The following is a 17,893-nucleotide window of genomic DNA, read 5'->3' as shown; positions in this document are numbered from 1 at the left end:
CTCACTCCTTGACGAAATAGGCGTCGTTGAAGTTCAACAGGCCGTTGCCTTGGTCCTGCCAGAGGCCCTTCAGCCTGTTGTCGACGGCGACGTTGTAGGTAAAATTGTAGACGCCGATCGCAACCGCCTGGTCGGAGAACCAGTGCTGGAGCGCATCGAACTTGGCCTTGCGTAGCGCAGGGTCGCCTTCGCGCTGGGCATCGATGATCTTTGCCTCGACCGCCTCGTCGTTAAAGAAGCTGGTATTGTTACCGTTCGGCCGGCCGTTTAGCTGGTGGTTATAGACGATGTCGAGAATGTTCGGCGACGGCCAGACCCAGTAGCCGAAGCTGATTTCCTTTTGATCTGGCTTCGAATAGGCGCCAGCAAACCCTTCCGTCTGGGTTAGCGGCACGAGGTCAACCTTGAAGCCGACCGCCTTCACCTGATCCTGGATCGCCTGCAGCGCGATAGCGCCTTCGGAATCGATGATCGCCTGGTTGAACGGCAGTCGCGCTTCCAGCACCTTTCCGTCCTTCACCCGGTAGCCCATGGCATCCCGCTTGGACCAACCGGCCTGATCGAGCAGCGCGTTCGCCTTGTCGACATCGAAGGTGTAGCCGTCGTCGACATTCAGGTAGAGCGGCGTGGTCTTGCTCAGCGAACCATTTCCTTCGTAGGGCACGGCCCCCTTGAACACCGCCGCGACAATCCTCTTGCGGTCGATCGCATAGGTGAAGGCCTGTCGGACGCGTTGATCGGCAAAGGGCGGGCGTGCGACGTTGAACGACAGCCCCTGCGGACGGCCGGTCGCGACGAAATCCAGTGTCTGGAAGCGCTGCTGTGCCGCCTTCCATTGCACCGACGGCGGCTGGTAGGCGACATTCGCCTGGCCGCTGATCAGCGCGCCCCAGCGCGTCGTAGCATCGGGCACGAACTTCCATTCCAACCGCTCGGCATAGGCCGGGCCGTTGTGATGCGCATTAGCCGGCGCCCATTGATAGGCATCGTTGCGCAGGAAGCTGATGCCCGAGCCGCGTGTCCATTTCTCGATCTTCCACGGGCCGGTGCCCACCGGGGTCAAGCACTTCTGTTCGCTGGAATTGTTGGCGAGCGACTTCGGCGACTGGAAGCCGTAGTGGCCGTTGGCCAACACGTTGTAGATCTCCGGATTGGGGTCCGACAGATGCAGTTCCACCGTCGAATCGTCAACCTTGGTAAAACCCTTCATGTAGGTGAAGCCGTGCCAGCCGATGCCTTTTTCCCAGGCCGGATAGTTGGCAATCACCGCATCGGCGTTAAATTTGTCGCCGTCGGTGAAGACGACGTCCTTGCGAAGATGAAAGGTGATCGTCTTGCGGTCTTTGGATTCGCTCCAGTCGGTCGCAAGCCAGGGCCGGATCTGCCCGTTGTCGTAGCTAACCAGATAGTCGAAGACTTGGCGCGACAGATAGGCCTGCTGCACCCATCCGCCCCAGAGGCAGGGCGGTTCCTGTTCATGTACATAGATAATCGTGCCGCCTTCGAGGCGCTCCTCTGCGCGGGTGCTCTGCGCAAGCACGAGGATACTAAGTGTTGTTGCTGCAGCCAGCGAGGCCGCCATCATGGTGATGCGTCTGATTGTCATGGAATCTGCCCGTAATGCCCTAAGAGAAATCGTTTCAAGCCACTGCCGCCTGCGTTCTGGCTGGCGGCGCGTCGAGTGTCAGCTTGCGTGCATGATGGTCGTCGGACAGACGATCGCCGTTGCCGAACAGCTTCTGGCGCAGCGTTCCTGGGGCATATTCGGTCTGCGCGAGGCCGCGCGCCTGCAGAACGGGGACGACGTTGTCGACCCATTCGTCCCACCAGCCGAGAGTGGTGATCGGCACAACATTGAAGCCATCGACGCCGGCATCGGCCCAGCGCTGCACCTCGTCGGCGATCTGCTCCGGCGTGCCGGCGAAGCGGCCCGGTAGCAGCGCCGTCTTGACGAGATGGTCGCCCCAGGTGGAATCGAGATCGAGGTTCGGATTGGCGTCGATCAGGCGGCGGAAGCCGCTGCGGACATGCTCGCTCGCCTCGTATTGCCGCTTCAAGTCGCCAATCTTCGTTTCTGGCGGGACGTTGAAATAATCGATGCCGCTGCTGCCACTGAGGAAGGCCTGAAAGGCGGCGAAATCCGTGTTGTCGTGCAGATAGGCCTGCTTGCGTTTTGCTTCCTCCTCGGTCGAACCGATGACCGTGGACAGCGTCACGATCTTCTTCAGCGATGACGGATCGCGACCGTTATGGCGCAGGAGATCGTCGAGGATCGCGATGTCGTGCGCGGCAGCTTCCGGCGTCACGGACGGGAGGAAGGTGACCTCGGCATTGCGCACGGCGAATTCGCGCCCGGCTGTAGAGTTTCCAGCCTGGAAGAGAACCGGCGTGCGCTGCGGCGAAGGCTCGACGATATGCGGGCCTGCGACCCGATAATGATCGCCCACGTGATCGATGCGGTGGATTCGATCTCGATCGAAGAAGCGATTGGTCGCCGCATCGTGCAGCACCGCGCCGTCTTCCCAGGAATGCTCCCAGAGCTTGTATGTGACGTCGAGATATTCCTGCGCCCACTTGTAACGGTCATCATGCGGCACGATGGAATCGTAGCCGAAATTCTGGAAACCGTTGGTCAGGTAGCTGGTCACGATGTTCCAGCCGACGCGGCCGTTGGTGTAATGATCGAGCGAGGAAAGCTGCCGCGCGAAGGCGAAGGGATGGCTCTGAATGATGTTGCTTGTCACCGCCAGGCCAAGATGTTCCGTCGCAAGCCCTAGCGCCGAGAGGATGGTGATCGGATCGGCGGACGGAAACTGCGAGCCGGCGCGGATCGTGTGCTCGAAATCGTAGACGCCAGACACGTCAGCAATAAACAGTGTATCGAAGCGGCCGCGCTCGAGCGTCTTCACCACGTGAACATAGGGCTCCAGCTTGCTGTAGCCGTACTGCACCTGCCCTTCCGGCGTGCGCCAGTAGCCATGGCTGTGATGGTTCGGCGTGAGGTGAAGGAAGCCGTTGTAAATGAGGCGACGTGTCACGAGGGAGCCTTTTCTTTGTTGGAGATCATCAAGGCTGACGTCAGGACGACGTGCCTGCCCGGGATTATGATGTTTCGCGTCTGCGGAGGCTCAATCATAGGGCATACATCCGGAGCAATAAGGGATCCAATTCTATTTTCTATAATAACTATAGAATTTACATTCTTAGCGTGAAGTTCGCCGCTCTCTAGAGTCACCAGACAACCACAATGGAGTGATCATGACCGAGAAGAGGTTTGTCTGGCCGCATGTTCCGACCGAGGATTTCGAGGCGCTGGCCGCCCATTTCCGACCGGTGTTCAAAGAAATCCGAAAGGGTGCGATCACCCGGGACCGGGAACGAGGTCTGCCGCACGATGCCGTCGAACTGCTTCGCCAGAGCCGATTCGGTGCGCTGCGTATACCGAGACCGCTCGGCGGCTTCGGAACGAGCTTGACGACGCTGTTTGCACTTCTGACCGAGCTCGCTGAAGCCGACTCCAATCTCGCGCAGATATTGCGCGGCCATTTCGGCTTCATAGAGATCGTTCTGCCGCAGGCCGATACCGACTGGGGGCGCCAATGGTTGAAACTTGCGGCGCGCGGCGATCTGTTTGCCCCGGCGCACACCGAACCGGGGAAGTCCCAACATGGTAGCTTTGCGACGCAGGTCACCGGCAGCGGCAGCGCGTCTCGGCTGAACGGCGAGAAATACTACACGACCGGCGCCTACTATCTCGACTGGATCCATGTTACCGCCAATCGCGGCAACGATCTTGTCACCGTGCTCGTTCCGACCAGGCGGGATGGCGTGACGATCATCGACGACTGGGACGGGTTCGGCCAGTCGCTGACTGCAAGCGGCACGGCGCGGTTCGCGAATGTCGTGATAGAGGAGTCCGAGATTTATCCTGCGGTCGGCCGCGCGGCACACATCGCCGCCGTCTACCAACTGATCCATCTCGCCACGCTTTCAGGTATCGGACGCGCAGCCGCGGCGGAAACCGCGACCTATCTGGCCGAACGTCGGCGCACTTATGCACACGGGAACGGCGATGCCGCCCAGCAGGATCCTCAAATTCTGCAGGTGGTGGGCGATGTCGTCGCAAAAGTCTATGGTGCCAACAGCGCGACGTTCCATGCCGCAGCCGCATCGCAACGTTTCTTCGACAAGCTGACTGCCGGCACGGCCACCGACGAGGATCAGGCCCGGCTGGAGATCGAGGTCTACCAGGCACAGATTTCCACCGCGACGCAGATCCTGGACGCCACGACCGCCCTTTTCGGGGGGCTGGGCGCATCGGCTATAAGCCGCACGAGAAGTCTCGATCGCTTCTGGCGAAACGCCCGCACGATCGCCTCCCACAATCCCCTCATCTATCGCGGCCGCCAGATCGGCGACTTCGCCGTCAACGGCGCATTCCCGCCCAATCCTTGGGCCAAGGTGTCGGCTCCACAGAAGTCAGAGGCGGCATGATCTAATCCCCGATGATGCGTAAAGCGGCATGGAAACTCCTCGGGTTGTCCATGCCGGGACCCACCCAATCATCGAGCATGAAGTGCACCCCGAGATGAACGAGACCTGAAACTCGAAGTCAGATAGCGATATGCGAAAACGTCTCCATGCTATCGATCAGCTATCAACGAGTTGGCGATGCCCTCCGTTCCTGCTCGCGCAAGTTCTAGAATTTGGAGCTGCCCCACGGTGCGCGGCGCGAAGGAGCGAACACTGCGGCGACCGCCTAGCGATCAAGCAAATGCGAGTTGCGCATCCTTGACTACCAAGCGAAAAGATGCGATCCATGCTAAACGTTTTGGCTGGAGGAGCATTACGTGTCGCAGAGGCCTACCCTACATGATGTCAGCGCAGCGGCACAGGTGTCGATATACACCGTGTCGAAAGCGTTGAGCGGTGGGACTGGCGTCTCCGAGACGACTCGTGAGCGCGTCTTAAAGATAGCCGCTCAAATTGGCTACGTCCCCAATCATCACGCTCGCAACTTGAAGAGCCCACAAAGCACCGTCGTCGCGGTTCTTACGGCCAACATCGCAAACCAGTACTACGCAGTGCTGGTCAGTAGCCTGGAATCCGCGATTGAGCAGGATGGCTACAGCTGCATCACGATGGACGCCATTCTGAACGGCAGCTATTCCCAGTCTCGGGAAGATCGGTTCGTTGCCTCGATCATGGCTCAACGTGTGGCGGCAGTCGTGGTCACGTATAACCTCAGCCAGGCCAACATGAAGGCGTTGGCGGCTTGGGGCGTCCCGCTCATATTCGTCGACTGCACAACACCTGAAGGCTTCGATCAATATTCGTCTGTAAATTCAGATAGTTATCTAGGCAGCTTCGAGATGGGCATGCACCTCGCTGGCCATGGTTACAAGCGTTGGGCCTTTGTTGGCCACACCGGCACCTGGAGCAGCCGCGAGCCCCGCCAGAAAGGCTTTGAGGCAGCAGCAACTGAGGCTGGGTGCTCCGTCGACGTTCTGGAAGGGCTGAACTCAAGTGCGACGTCCAGGGATGCGGTGATGCACTATCTCGTCGAGCGCCCGCGCAGCGAGTGGCCGGAGGTCTTCTATGCGTCTAACACAGTCCTACTGCACGGCATCTTCGAAGCGCTGCGTTCGCTGAGCGTCTCCATTCCCAAAAACATGGCCGTCGTTGCATTCGACGACTTCGAATGGGCTGAGATGCTCGATCCGCCGATCACGGTGGTCGACCAGGACATCAAGACAATCGGACGCGCGGCTGGCTCATTCCTGCTGCGAGCCCTGAAGGAAGATGGGCACAAGGACGGTCAGTCCGTCGTCCTGAAGCCAAATTTGCGTATCCGACAGTCTTGTGGCTGCGGTTCCGCTCACCTCTCACGCCGAAAATAGAAATTCAAATCGACGCACAGGTGCGTCAAAACTTGCCAAGGGAGCTAAACGTTTATGGTAATTGCGCTAGGTCTAAATAGCGGGTCATCTTTCGACGGCATCGATGTCGTCGCAGTCGAGATCGATCTCGCTTCAGACGGTAATCCGTCACGCCCGAAATTCCTTGATGGCCGCAGCTATGACTGGCCGGAAGCCGTCGCGGACGAGGTCTTGCGGGCATTCGACAACAAGCTGAGCATCTTCGAGCTTTGCCGTCTCAACTACACGACCGGCGCGGTCTACGCGGAATGCGCCCGCTCGCTGATGCGGGAGATGAACCTGAAGCCGGAAGACGTTGCGGTGATCGGCTACGACGGCCAGACGATCTATCAGGAGCCTGCTCGCTTCGAGGAACTGAAGAACTATGCGGACGGTGAGAACGTACTCTCCCGTTGGCAGGACGGCCCCTTCCCTTGTGGCCTTCAGATTGGCGAACCCGCCATTGTCGCAGCGACCTGCGATGTGACGACCGTCACGCAGTTCCGTCCGTCGGACCACGCGCTTGGAGGCGCTGGCGCTCCGTTGATGCAGTACCTCGACTTCGTTGCGTTCCGTGACATTGGCCCAGTGCTAACGCTCAATATCGGCGGTATCGCAAACTGCCAGTTCGCACAGGCCGACCGCTCCAAGATGATGGCGTTCGACACCGGCCCAGGCAATGTGATGCTCGATCACGCTTGCAAGGTTCTCCTCGGCAAGTCCTACGATGCCAACGGCGAAGAAGCGTCAAAGGGCACAATCAATCAACCGCTTCTCGACTACTTGATGTCTCATGACTTCTTCAAGCGGCCGGTTCCCCGCAGCGCATGGCGTCGTGACTTCGGTGCTGAATACGCGGATGCGGTTCTCACGGAGTACAAGTCATTGTCTGCACAGGATATCCTGGCGACCTTCACCGAATACACCGCTATTTCGATTGCACGTTCGATCCGAGAGCACGTCGTCGGTGTGGACGAAGTCTCGAAGGTCATCGCCAGCGGCGGCGGTGTCCGCAACGCCTTCCTGATGAAGCGCCTTGCTGGCCACCTCAACCGCCTCGAACTGGTCACCTCGGACGAATACGGCATCCCGCCGCAGTTCAAAGAAGCCGTCAAATTCGCGACGCTGGCCTACGCCAACATCAACAGCCTGGCCAACAACATCCCGGCCGCAGGGGGAGCATCGAAGTTCACCGTGCTCGGCAAGACCGTTCAGCCACCGCGTTTCGCGAAGGTTCTCTGACACATCAAATTTCGTCGACGCACGAACCTAAACGTTTTGCGTTGACGACTGGAGGGCCGAGTTCAACTCGGCAAAACAAGCGCATCGCGCATAATAGAGGGTGGAGAAATGAATATTCTAAACAAGCTTACGCTGCTAGCTTTCCTGGCTGCGTCGACAGCGATCCCGACAACGGTCACTCACGCAGCCGACGTGGAAGTGGAGCACTGGTACACATCCAGCAGTGAAGCGGCCGCTCTTGCGGTCGTGAAGAAAGCCGTCGAGGACAGAGGAGTCCAGTGGCGTGACGCTCCTGTCGCTGGCGGCGGCGGCGACGCAGCGATGACCGCTCTTCGAGCCCGCGTTCAGGCTGGCGATCCGCCTGGCTCGGTCCAGCTCCTTGGTCTTGCAATCGCCGACTGGGCACAGACCGGCGCTCTGATGTCGCTCGACGACGTCGCTGCCAAGGAAAATTGGGATGCGGTCATTCCAAAGGAACTGCAGGCATTCTCGAAATATGACGGCCACTACGTGGCTGCGCCGCTCGACATGCACCGCGCAAACTGGGTGTGGATCAACACCAAGCTGATGGAGAAGGTAGGCGGCAAGGCTCCCGAGAATTTTGAACAGCTCATCGAGCTGGGTAAGAAATTCAAGGAAGCCGGTGTTGTGCCGCTGGCAATCGGTGGGCAACCTTGGCAGCAGGGCGTCGTGTTTGACAGTGCGGTTCTTGCGGTCGGCGGACCTGATTTCTATCGCAAGGCCTTCGTCGATCTCGACCCGGAAGCACTCGGCAGCGACACGATGGTCAAGGCGTTCGACCAGTTGCGCGAGCTTCGGGGTCTCGTCGACAGCGACTTCACCAATCGCGACTGGAATCTGGCAGCCGCCATGGTCACGCAGGAAAAGGCCGGGATGCAGATCATTGGCGACTGGGCCAAGGGCGAGTTTGCCAGCGCCGGGCTTACGCCCGGCAAGGACATCACCTGCATCTCCTATCCGGGTACGCAAGGGGATGTTGTGTTCCTGACCAACCAGTTCGCGATGTTCAAGGACTCGAAGTCTGACAAGCAGGCCCAGGAGACCTTCGCCTCCGTCCTGATGGACCCGAAGGTGGAGGCTGAATACAGCATCATCAAGGGCAACATCCCTGCCCGCACCGATGCCTCGGTACCCGGCATTGACGCCTGCGGCCAGAAGTCCATCGACGACCGCAAGGAGGCGCTCGCGAAGGGCGGCTTCATGCCGAGCATGACCTTCAACCACGCAGCACCGCCGGCTGTCGTTGGGGCCTACCTCGACGTCGTCACGCACTTCTTCAACTCCGACATGAGTTCAAAGGACGCTGCAGCCCAGCTCGTTGATGCTGTCGCGAACGCACAATGACGGAAATCGCTACACATAGCGGGAAAGGCTTGGCGACGTCGTCGCCAAGCCAGACCGCAGCAACGCCAAAAAGACGGTTTTCGTTCGAAAACGCGCTGCCTCAACTGGTCGTGGCCCCTACGTTCGCGATCTCGCTCTTCTTTGTATACGGCTACATCCTGTGGACGGCCTACTTCTCCGTCAGCGCGTCGCGCATGATGCCGAACTACACCTTCGTTGGCCTTGAGAACTATATCCGACTGTGGTCGACGCCGCGTTGGTTCGTTGCGGTCGAGAATATCTTCATCTTCGGTCCGTTGTTCGTGCTATTCTCGACAGTGATTGGACTGCTCCTCGCCATTCTGCTGGATCAGCGCATCCGGGCGGAAGGCGTCTTGCGCACGGTCTACCTTTATCCGATGGCCATCTCATTCATCGTCACTGGCACCGCATGGAAATGGATACTTGATCCGGGTCTCGGCATTCCGAAACTGATGCACGACCTTGGCTGGACGAGCTTCCGCTTCGACTGGATCGTTCAACCGGACTACGCCATCTACTGCCTCGTCGTTGCCGCCGTCTGGCAGTCCTCCGGCTTCGTGATGGCGACGTTCCTGGCGGCGCTTCGCGGAGTGAACGATGAGGTGATCAATGCGGCCCGCCTCGACGGTGCAAGCCTAATGACCATTTACTTCAAGATCATCATCCCCATCGTTCGACCCGCCTTCATCACGGTGATCGTGCTGCTCACGCACCTCGCGATCAAGAGCTTCGACCTGGTGATCGCCCTGACGAATGGCGGTCCCGGCTATTCAACCGAACTACCATCCACCTTCATGTATTCGAGCACGTTCTCGCGCAACCAGATTGGCGTGGGTGCGGCAAGCGCCATCATGATGCTCGCGACCATGGCCGCGATCATGGTGCCTTACCTCTATTCCGAACTCCGGGGAGACAAGCGTGATGCATGACGCAACAGCAACCCGGAAAATACCCCTCAGTATCGGCCGACTAATTTTGTTTCTGGTCCTTGGGCTGTTTGCAGCGGTCTACCTGCTCCCGCTGTTCATCATGGTCATCACGTCATTCAAGACCCTGGACGAAGTCCGGGCCGGAAATTTGCTTGCTCTACCAACAGCACCGACGTTTGCACCTTGGGTAAAGGCTTGGTCTGAAGCCTGCATCGGCATGAGCTGCGGCGGAATGGCTCCGTATTTCTGGAACTCGGTCAAGATGGTCATCCCGGCAGTCGCTATCTCCACCGCGATTGGGGCACTGAACGGATACGCCCTCGCCCTCTGGAAATTCAGAGGTGCGAATGTGATCTTCGCGCTGATCCTGTTCGGCTGCTTCATCCCGTTCCAGATCGTCTTGTTGCCGATGGCACGTACCCTTGGCGTCCTGCAACTCGCCTCATCGACGCCCGGCCTCATCCTCGTGAACACCGTCTACGGCTTGGCCTTCACGACCCTGTTCTTCCGCAACAGCTTCGTCGCCTTCCCCCAGGAGCTGGTGAAGTCCGCAACGGTCGACGGAGCTGGCTTCTTCCAAATCTGGTCGAAGATCATCATGCCGAATTCGATCCCGGTTCTCGTCGTGACCGTCATCTGGCAGTTCACCAACATCTGGAACGAGTTCCTGTTTGGGGCGACGTTTTCAGCGAGCGGCACACAGCCACTGACGGTTGCCCTCAACAATCTCGTCAACAGCTCCACCGGCGTCCGGGAATACAACGTCCACATGGCTGCCGCACTGATCGCCGCAATTCCAACGCTCCTCGTCTACGTGCTGGCCGGTCGACATTTCGTACGCGGCCTGATGGCCGGAGCCGTGAAAGGATAAACCAATGTCTGCACTGAACATCGAGAACGTGAACAAGAACTATGGCGCATTGCACGTTCTCAAAGACATCGACATCCAGGTCGAGAGCGGCGAATTCCTGGTGCTGATCGGGCCATCCGGATGCGGCAAATCCACCTTGTTGAGCGCCATTGCCGGAATTTCCGACATCACCAGCGGTCGGCTTTTGATCGACAGCCGGGACATCACCATGGAACGACCGAAGGATCGCGACATTGCGATGGTGTTCCAATCCTATGCGCTTTACCCGAACATGACCGTGCGCCGGAATATGGGCTTCGCGCTGGAAATGCAGAAGGTTCCGGTCAAAGAACGTAACGCCATGATCGAGCGCGTCGCCGCCCAATTGCAACTAACTGAGTACCTCGACCGCAAGCCCGCGCAGCTATCCGGTGGCCAGCGCCAGCGCGTGGCAATGGGTCGGGCCTTGGTGCGCAGTCCAAAGGTGTTTCTGTTCGACGAACCCCTCTCCAACCTCGATGCCAAGCTGCGGGTGGAGATGCGGACCGAGCTGAAAAAGATGCACCAGCGGCTGGGGGCGACGATTGTGTATGTCACCCACGACCAAATCGAGGCGATGACGCTCGCAACGCGCATTGTCATCATGAAAAAGGGTGTGATCCAGCAGATCGGCACGCCGAAAGAGGTCTATAACAAGCCTGCAAACACCTTCGTGGCATCGTTCATCGGCTCGCCCGCGATCAATCTCATTCCAGGTCGCTTTGATCCGAGCAGCCGAACATTCGAGATTGGTGACAGCAAAGGTGGCCCTACCGCCAAGCTGATCATTCCAGACCATATAGCTCCGACCCTCCGCGACGCCCGGAAAGTCATCCTGGGTCTGCGTCCCGAGGCAATCGAATCAAGTATTATCACGCCGACAACGCGGCCCGGTCTCCAATCGGTCAATGCACATATCGAGGTCCTCGAACCGACCGGGCCTGACACGCTCGCCGTTATTCGGTGGCAGGGCCACGAGCTGACCGCCCGGCTCGGCAGGGAAGATGACCAGAAGGCGCTCGCCGGAGCTGAGTTCCTGTTCGACATGAACCAGGCAATGCTCTTCGACGCAGAAACCGAAGAGAACCTGGGCTAAAATATCAAGGGAGAAGAACATGACCAACATTCGCTGGGGCCTGATCGGTGCCACATTCATTGCACGGGACTGGATGATCTCCGCTTTTCGAAACACCGGCGGTACGGTCGCCTCCGTTCTCTCGTCGTCTCCGGAACGAGCCAGGGATTTTGCCGCCCTGAAGCACATCCCTCTCGGCACCACAGATATGGACGAGCTGCTAAGCGGCGACATTGATGCGGTTTACATTTCCACGACGAACGAGCTGCATGTTCCTCAGGCCCTGGCCGCCATCAAGGCAGGCAAGCACGTCCTGTGCGAGAAGCCGCTGGCCTTGGACTATGCCGGAGCGAAGGAGATGGTCGAAGCCGCGAAGAACGCTGGCGTTGTGTTCGCGACCAACCATCACCTCAGGAACTCCGGCACCCACTTGGCGATGCGTGAGGCTATCGCGGCTGGACGGATCGGACGTCCGTTGTTCGCCAAGGTCGCTCATGCCCGCTATTTGCCGGAATTCCTGCAAGGTTGGCGTCTGACGAACCGCGAGAAAGGCGCAGGCGTCATCCTGGACATCACCACGCACGATGTCGACTCCTTGCGCTTCCTGTTGGGTGATAACCCGAAGAGCGTTCTCTGCATGACGCAGACCGGCACACTTGCGAAAGGTGACGTCGAGGACGGCGCGATGACGCTGATCGAGTTCGAGAGCGGTTTGGTCGCGCATACCCACGACGCGTTCACGACGAAGTATGCACCGACGAGCCTTGAAATCCATGGGACAGAGGGGTCGCTGATTGGCACGGATTGCATGACTCAGGATCCCATCGGCGAGGTTCTGCTTCGTACCGAGGCTGGCGAGGAAAAGCTGAGCATTGACCGTGGGAACCTGTACGAGCGCGGACTGAGGGCATTCAACGAAGCAGTCGCGGGGACCGGGAAGCCGGCTGCGAGTGGCGACGATGGTCTGTGGTCTCTCGCAACCGGGCTTGCTGCAGTACAATCCGGGCGATCAGGTGCGCGAGTTCCGGTGGCCGTCTGACATCATTCGCCCGCAATCGAAATTCACGCATAGAGAAATCGATCATGAGCAAGACGCCCGACATCGTTATCATCGGGTCCGGTATGGGAGGAGCGTGTATGGCCTACGCGCTCGCTCCCAGCGGCGCCAACATTGTTATCCTGGAACAGGGGCACCAGCTTCCCGCACATCCGAACAACCGGGACGCGCGGGCAATTTTTCAGCGCGGGTACTTTCGAACTGATGAGCTTTGGTACGACAAGGCGGGCAATTCGTTCGGCCCGGGCAATTACTATTATCACGGAGGGAACACGAAATTCTACGGAGCCGTCCTCATGCGTTATCGCGCTGAGGATTTCGACGGCGTTCAGCACCTGGAAGGGACTACGCCAGTCTGGCCGTTCAGATATGACGAGCTGGAACCATGGTATCAAAAAGCCGAGGACCTCTTCAACGTACGTGGCGAGCTGGGCGACGATCCAACAGAACCACGGCATTCCGGCAGCTACAAGTTTCCGGCCGTACCAGACGAACCGGCCATTGCCGAGCTTCGGGCACGTTTCAAAAAGGTCGGCCTGCATCCAGCCTCCCTGCCACTCGGGGTGGATATCGACCGGTGGCTTTCAGTTGGCAAGACTCCGTGGGATGCATTTCCCGATGCCCGTACCGGCAAGATGGATGCAGAGACCTGCGCCCTCACCCCGGCACTTGCGCACGACAATGTCCGCCTTGAAAGTGGCGCTGAAGTTCTGCGTCTTGTTGTTGGTGCTGACGGTCGTTCGATTGCCGAGGTTGAATACCGGCAGAACGGTGAATTAAAGCGAATGAAGGCGAAGACATTTGTCCTTGCGGCGGGGGCTGTCCGCTCAACAAAAATCCTACTTTCATCATCCGACGAGGGTCTTGCGAACCGATCAGGTGCCGTTGGCCGCCATTTCATGAACCACAATCTGACGGCGCTGCTGGCGTATGACCGCAAGTTCGACAACGACAGCGTTTACCAGAAAACCTTCAGCGCCAACGACTTCTACCTGGACGATGGTGCCAAGGGCCCGCCTCTTGGGCATGTTCAACTGTTCGGGCGCGTCACCGCCCCGGTGATGAAGGCAAACGTCAAATGGGCTCCCGAATGGTTGCTGAACCTGTGGGCCAAGCACTCCGCCGACATCCTGCTCATGAGCGAAGACCTTCCGAACCCGGACAGCCGTATCCGGCTGGACGGAGATCGGCTCGTTCTCGACTGGCAGCGGTCTAACCTCAAGGCTCATGATCTCCTCAGAAAGAAGATGACCGAACGCCTAAAGGCTGCCGGGTTCCAGATGACGCTCTGGCGACCGTTTGATCGGAACACGACGTCGCATCAATGCGGAACGATCCGGATTGGAGATGATCCAGCAACGGCGCCGCTCGATCCATTCGGGCGTGCTTTCGATCACCCGAATCTTTTCGTGACCGACGCCAGCAGCCTGGTCACGTCTGCTGCAGTAAACCCTTCTCTGACAGTTGCCGCGATGGCGCTACGAACGGCAAATGTTGTGAGCAATTGGTAGCGCCGCAACCGTATCGCATAGGTGCGATTACAATGTCTGGCTGATGATCAGCCGGGTAGCAATCGGCGACTGTCCTCATCATCAGTGATGAAGAAATGCTTTGTCCCCCATTTGATCGGAAAGTGTATGGAATGCTTTGTCGGTCTTTTCGCGAGCCCTAATGATTGCCGATGCCTCGCTGGGATCTGGTGGCAGCACGGCGTTCTTCAAGGCGATCGAATATTCGTGCTGCGGATTGTCCAGCACCGTGCGCGCGTCGCCGCTCTCGACCACCGCGCCCTTGCGCATGATGATAACCCTGTCGGCAATATAATAGGCCGTCGCCAGATCGTGGGTGATGTAGATGATCGACACTTTGAGCGTGTCACGCAGTTCGCGGAAGAGATTGACGATCGACATCCGCAGTGACGCATCCACCATCGAAACGGGCTCGTCGGCAATGATCAGCTTCGGTTCGGGAATGAGCGCCCTGGCAATTGCAACGCGCTGCAACTGACCACCCGACAGTTCGTGTGAGTAACGGCCGCGGATTTCGGCCAGAGAGAGACCGACACGCTGCAAGGCCTTATCGGCGAGCGCTTCGCGCTCAGGGCGGCTCTTCGCCCCTTTGAAACGATGGGCTGTGGCAAACAGATATTCGTCAATACGCGTCAGCGGATTGAAAGCCTCGAAAGGGTTCTGGAAAACCGGCTGAACTTCCGCCATGAAGGCCTCGCGGGCGCTGCGGCTGCGGATTCCGGCAATGTCTGACCCGTCGAAGCGGATCGTGCCGCGGTCGGCCATCTCGCTTCCGAGGATCATCTTGGCGAGCGTGGACTTGCCGGAGCCGGATTCGCCGACGATTGTGAAGATTTCCGGCCGGCCGGCTTCCAGCGCGAAGCTGACCTCGTTGACCGCCGTCATTTTGGCGCGCGAGAAGAAGCCGCCGATCGGGAAAAACTTGCTGACAGTGTTCAGCTCGAGAAGATGCTCGCCGCTCATTGGATCTTGTACTCCCCTGCCCTGAAACAGGCCACACGCCCGCCGGTGGCACTCGGCTGCATAACCGGCACCTCCTTCGAGCATCGGTCGACGGCGATCGGGCACCGTGGATGGAAACGACACCCCGATGGAGGATCGGAGAGTGCAGGCGGTTTACCCTGCAGGCTCCGTCTCGTTCTCGTATCGCCGATGCGCGGCAGGCTGCCGATCAAGTGGGCGGTATAGGGGTGCTGCGGATTGTCGAAAATCGCCTGGGTCAGCCCCTCCTCGGCAAGTCGCCCGGCATACATGATCGCCAGCCGATCGGTAATCGCGGCGTGGACGGACATATCGTGGGTGACGAAGATGACCGAGGAATGCATGCGTGTCTGCACGTCCTTGATTGTCGCCAGGACATCCTGCTGCACGATAACGTCGAGCGCCGTTGTCGGCTCATCTGCAATGATGAATTCCGGTTCGCAGACGGTTGCGAGCGCGATCGTCAGGCGCTGGCGCATGCCGCCGGAAAGCTGGTGCGGAAAGGCTTCGAGCACACGCGGATCGAGATGCAGGCGGGCAAGATGCGCCTCGACCCGCTGGCGGAAAGCGACGGGATCGAGGTTCATGTGCCGGAAGGCGAAATCGTTGAAGGCGTGTTTCACCCGCCTGACCGGGTTCAGCACGTTCATCGAGCCCTGCATGATATAGGAGAGATGACGCCAGCGGGCGGCCCGCATCTTCTGCGGTTCGCCATAGACATCGATCGGCTCTCCGCCGAAGTTGAAATTGACCGTGCCGCCGACAACCCGCATCGGCGGGCGGATGGCGCCGGCAAGCGTCTTGATCAGCGAGGTCTTGCCGCTCGAGGATTCTCCGGCGATGCCATAGATCTCGTTCTTGCGCACCGTCAGGCTGATATCGTCGACGGCGCGGATCTCGCGACGGACGCCGAAATAGTCGTTGACGTAGTAACATTTCAGCCCGTCGATCGTCAGCGTGTCCCGGGATTTTTCGACAAGGGTCAAAGGCGCTTTCCTCAAAAGGTTCTGCATCGTCTCAGGCTCCCATCCGCGCCAGCCGCGAGCGCGGATCGATATATTCGTTGACCGACATGGCGAGCATGAAGAGGCCGAGGAAGAGGATCACCACGAAGAGCATCGGGAAGGCGATCCACCACCATACACCGGCCACCATGGCGGAATGGGCATTGGCCCAATAGATCATGCCCCCGACCGTCGGTCGGTTAATGTCGGAAAAGCCGAGAATGGAAAGCGTCACCTCCAGGCCGATCGCCCAGATGAGGTTGTTCATCGTCGTGAAGAAGACGATCGGCATGACATAGGGAAGATGCTCGCGAACGAGGATCTGCGGCGTGCGCATGCCGGAGAATACCGCATGGCGCGTGAATTCACGATGCCGCAGTGACAGCGCGACGGAGCGGATGAGGCGACTGTCGTGCGTCCAGCCGAGCAGGGCTGCGACGATCGCCAGCATCGACCACGTCATCTGGTCCCGCAGCACGAAGACCAGAAGCAAAAGGATCGGGATGTTCGGCAGTGCGCCAAGCGTATCGTTGATGCCCATGATGATCTGGTCGGTGCGCCCGCCGACATAGCCGGAGACCAGGCCGACGACGAGAGCAATGAGGCGGCTGATGACGGCAACGATGATGCCGAAGAGCAGCGTGTTGCGCAGCGAGGCGCCGATCTGCCAGAAGACATCCTGGCCGCGCGACGTCGTGCCGAGCCAGAACTCGGCCGACGGCGGCATGTCGGGGATCACGACATAGATGGCATTCTCGTCATAAGGCGAGAAGAAGGAGGAGACGATCAACCCGACAATGATCAGGATCAGGATCGTCCCGAACAGGAATTCCTTGTTATAGCGGAGCAGGTCTCTGAGGATCTTGAACATCGCGGTTATCCCAGTTTCACGCGCGGATCGATCAGCGGATAGATGATGTCGATCACGAAGACGGCCGCGGCGACGGCAATGATGGCGATGCTGGTGACGCCGAGCACCAGGCTGTAGTCGCCGGAATAGATGCCCGAGATCAGAAGCTTGCCGATACCGGGATAGTTGAAGACGAATTCGACGATGACGGCGCCGCCGAACACATTGCCGAGACTGAGCGCCAGACCTGTGACCTGCGGCAGCATGGCGTTGCGGGCCACGTAATGTGAAAAGATGCTGCGCGAGCGCACGCCGCCGAGTTCGGCATAGACGACATGGTCGTCGGTGACGATGTTCGAGACCAGAGAGCGCATGGAGATGAACCAGCCACCGATGCCGACGAGCACCAGCGTCAGTGCCGGCAATATGCCGTGTTCGATGACCGAGCTGATGAAGGTCCAGCTGAAGGCCGGCGCGAGATTGACCTGTGCGCCGTCACTGATCGGCAGGATCGGCCAGATGAAGCCGAAGAGAATGACGAGGCTGAGGCCGACAATATAGGTGGGGATCGGCTGCATCGCCATGATGACGATGCCGGCAAGCTTGAGCAGCCGGCTGTCACGGAAATAGCCGGCAAGCGCGCCGAGCAGGTTGCCGATGATCCAGGCAATGATGGTCGCGAGCGTCAGCAGGCCGACGGTCCAGGGCAGGGCGCGACCGATGACGGTCATGACCGGTGTCGGGAAGGACGACAGCGACGGGCCGAAATCGCCTGTCAGCACCCGCCCCCAGAAGGTGAGATACTGGTCGATGAGCGGACCGCCGGTTCCATAGAGTTCCCGCAGCGACTGGCGCAGGATATCGACGGCCTGCGGGTCGGTCGAGCCGAAGCTCGTCAGCAGCGACACGGTCTGTTCCACCGGATCGACCGGAGAGAAATGCGTAATGAGAAACGCGAGTGTGATGCCGGTGACGACGACGAAAAGGAACTGCAGGAAACGTTTGCCCGCATAGATCAGAAAGCCATTCATGG

General features: G+C 59.2%; 15 protein-coding genes. 9 read left to right on the top strand and 6 right to left on the bottom strand.

What is annotated here, in order from left to right:
* Position 1 precedes the first annotated feature (1 nt).
* Positions 2–1,606 (bottom strand): ABC transporter substrate-binding protein, encoded by a 1,605-nt coding sequence (locus QTL95_RS02315; RefSeq protein WP_289718346.1) that lies wholly within the window; start codon positions 1,604–1,606, stop codon positions 2–4.
* A gap of 34 nt (positions 1,607–1,640) precedes the next feature.
* Positions 1,641–3,038, bottom strand: coding sequence for an NtaA/DmoA family FMN-dependent monooxygenase (locus tag QTL95_RS02310; RefSeq protein ID WP_289718345.1), 1,398 nt, complete (start codon positions 3,036–3,038; stop codon positions 1,641–1,643).
* A gap of 220 nt (positions 3,039–3,258) precedes the next feature.
* Between QTL95_RS02310 and QTL95_RS02305 the strand changes: the two genes are divergently transcribed.
* The 9 genes from QTL95_RS02305 (at position 3,259) to QTL95_RS02265 (ending at position 14,007) form a co-directional block, all read left to right on the top strand.
* Entirely contained in the window at positions 3,259–4,494 is a 1,236-nt protein-coding gene (locus QTL95_RS02305) for an acyl-CoA dehydrogenase family protein (RefSeq protein WP_289718344.1), read from the top strand.
* 356 nt (positions 4,495–4,850) lie between these two features.
* On the top strand, positions 4,851–5,900 hold the full coding sequence (locus QTL95_RS02300) for a LacI family DNA-binding transcriptional regulator (RefSeq protein WP_289718343.1): 1,050 nt from the start codon (positions 4,851–4,853) through the stop codon (positions 5,898–5,900).
* 54 nt (positions 5,901–5,954) lie between these two features.
* The gene (locus QTL95_RS02295; RefSeq protein ID WP_289718342.1) at positions 5,955–7,160 is read left to right on the top strand and encodes an anhydro-N-acetylmuramic acid kinase; all 1,206 of its coding nucleotides are present in this window, start codon (positions 5,955–5,957) and stop codon (positions 7,158–7,160) included.
* A 108-nt stretch (positions 7,161–7,268) separates the two neighbouring features.
* The gene (locus QTL95_RS02290) at positions 7,269–8,525 is read left to right on the top strand and encodes an ABC transporter substrate-binding protein (protein ID WP_289718341.1); all 1,257 of its coding nucleotides are present in this window, start codon (positions 7,269–7,271) and stop codon (positions 8,523–8,525) included.
* Between the two features lie 110 nt (positions 8,526–8,635).
* Entirely contained in the window at positions 8,636–9,475 is an 840-nt protein-coding gene (locus tag QTL95_RS02285) for a carbohydrate ABC transporter permease (RefSeq protein WP_336622271.1), read from the top strand.
* Positions 9,468–10,346, top strand: a complete 879-nt coding sequence (locus QTL95_RS02280; RefSeq protein WP_289718338.1) for a carbohydrate ABC transporter permease — start codon at positions 9,468–9,470, stop codon at positions 10,344–10,346. The genes QTL95_RS02285 and QTL95_RS02280 overlap by 8 nt, the downstream gene beginning before the upstream one ends.
* Positions 10,347–10,350: 4 nt before the next feature.
* Positions 10,351–11,460, top strand: coding sequence for an ABC transporter ATP-binding protein (locus QTL95_RS02275; RefSeq protein WP_289718337.1), 1,110 nt, complete (start codon positions 10,351–10,353; stop codon positions 11,458–11,460).
* A gap of 19 nt (positions 11,461–11,479) precedes the next feature.
* Positions 11,480–12,478: a Gfo/Idh/MocA family protein gene (locus QTL95_RS02270; protein WP_289718336.1), complete on the top strand. Its 999-nt coding sequence runs from the start codon at positions 11,480–11,482 to the stop codon at positions 12,476–12,478.
* A gap of 44 nt (positions 12,479–12,522) precedes the next feature.
* A complete protein-coding gene (locus tag QTL95_RS02265) occupies positions 12,523–14,007 on the top strand; it encodes an FAD-dependent oxidoreductase (protein WP_289718335.1) in 1,485 nt (494 codons plus the stop codon).
* An 81-nt stretch (positions 14,008–14,088) separates the two neighbouring features.
* Here the strand turns inward: QTL95_RS02265 and QTL95_RS02260 are convergent, their stop codons facing one another.
* The 4 genes from QTL95_RS02260 to QTL95_RS02245 are packed head-to-tail and all read right to left on the bottom strand — an operon-like array spanning position 14,089 to position 17,891.
* Positions 14,089–14,988: an ABC transporter ATP-binding protein gene (locus QTL95_RS02260; protein ID WP_289718334.1), complete on the bottom strand. Its 900-nt coding sequence runs from the start codon at positions 14,986–14,988 to the stop codon at positions 14,089–14,091.
* Entirely contained in the window at positions 14,985–16,019 is a 1,035-nt protein-coding gene (locus QTL95_RS02255; RefSeq protein ID WP_289718333.1) for an ABC transporter ATP-binding protein, read from the bottom strand. The genes QTL95_RS02260 and QTL95_RS02255 overlap by 4 nt, the downstream gene beginning before the upstream one ends.
* Before the next feature lie 4 nt (positions 16,020–16,023).
* Complete coding sequence (locus tag QTL95_RS02250) at positions 16,024–16,881, bottom strand: ABC transporter permease (RefSeq protein ID WP_112533424.1); 858 nt, start codon at positions 16,879–16,881, stop codon at positions 16,024–16,026.
* 5 nt (positions 16,882–16,886) lie between these two features.
* The gene (locus QTL95_RS02245; RefSeq protein ID WP_289718332.1) at positions 16,887–17,891 is read right to left on the bottom strand and encodes an ABC transporter permease; all 1,005 of its coding nucleotides are present in this window, start codon (positions 17,889–17,891) and stop codon (positions 16,887–16,889) included.
* Between the last annotated feature and the right edge of the window lie 2 nt (positions 17,892–17,893).

Source organism: Rhizobium sp. S152 (assembly GCF_030380735.1).
Taxonomy (GTDB): Bacteria; Pseudomonadota; Alphaproteobacteria; order Rhizobiales; family Rhizobiaceae; genus Rhizobium.
Note: the sequence above shows the minus strand (reverse complement) of the source record. Positions and strands in the feature narration are given on the sequence as shown.

What these genes read in the sequence shown, in the direction of transcription:
- QTL95_RS02315 (WP_289718346.1), bottom strand. Translation starts at nt 1,606, where the DNA reads ATGACAATCAGACGCATCACCATGATGGCGGCCTCGCTGGCTGCAGCA.
- QTL95_RS02305 (WP_289718344.1), top strand. Translation starts at nt 3,259, where the DNA reads ATGACCGAGAAGAGGTTTGTCTGGCCGCATGTTCCGACCGAGGATTTC.
- QTL95_RS02295 (WP_289718342.1), top strand. Translation starts at nt 5,955, where the DNA reads ATGGTAATTGCGCTAGGTCTAAATAGCGGGTCATCTTTCGACGGCATC.
- QTL95_RS02290 (WP_289718341.1), top strand. Translation starts at nt 7,269, where the DNA reads ATGAATATTCTAAACAAGCTTACGCTGCTAGCTTTCCTGGCTGCGTCG.
- QTL95_RS02280 (WP_289718338.1), top strand. Translation starts at nt 9,468, where the DNA reads ATGCATGACGCAACAGCAACCCGGAAAATACCCCTCAGTATCGGCCGA.
- QTL95_RS02275 (WP_289718337.1), top strand. Translation starts at nt 10,351, where the DNA reads ATGTCTGCACTGAACATCGAGAACGTGAACAAGAACTATGGCGCATTG.
- QTL95_RS02270 (WP_289718336.1), top strand. Translation starts at nt 11,480, where the DNA reads ATGACCAACATTCGCTGGGGCCTGATCGGTGCCACATTCATTGCACGG.
- QTL95_RS02265 (WP_289718335.1), top strand. Translation starts at nt 12,523, where the DNA reads ATGAGCAAGACGCCCGACATCGTTATCATCGGGTCCGGTATGGGAGGA.
- QTL95_RS02260 (WP_289718334.1), bottom strand. Translation starts at nt 14,988, where the DNA reads ATGAGCGGCGAGCATCTTCTCGAGCTGAACACTGTCAGCAAGTTTTTC.
- QTL95_RS02255 (WP_289718333.1), bottom strand. Translation starts at nt 16,019, where the DNA reads ATGCAGAACCTTTTGAGGAAAGCGCCTTTGACCCTTGTCGAAAAATCC.
- QTL95_RS02250 (WP_112533424.1), bottom strand. Translation starts at nt 16,881, where the DNA reads ATGTTCAAGATCCTCAGAGACCTGCTCCGCTATAACAAGGAATTCCTG.
- QTL95_RS02245 (WP_289718332.1), bottom strand. Translation starts at nt 17,891, where the DNA reads ATGAATGGCTTTCTGATCTATGCGGGCAAACGTTTCCTGCAGTTCCTT.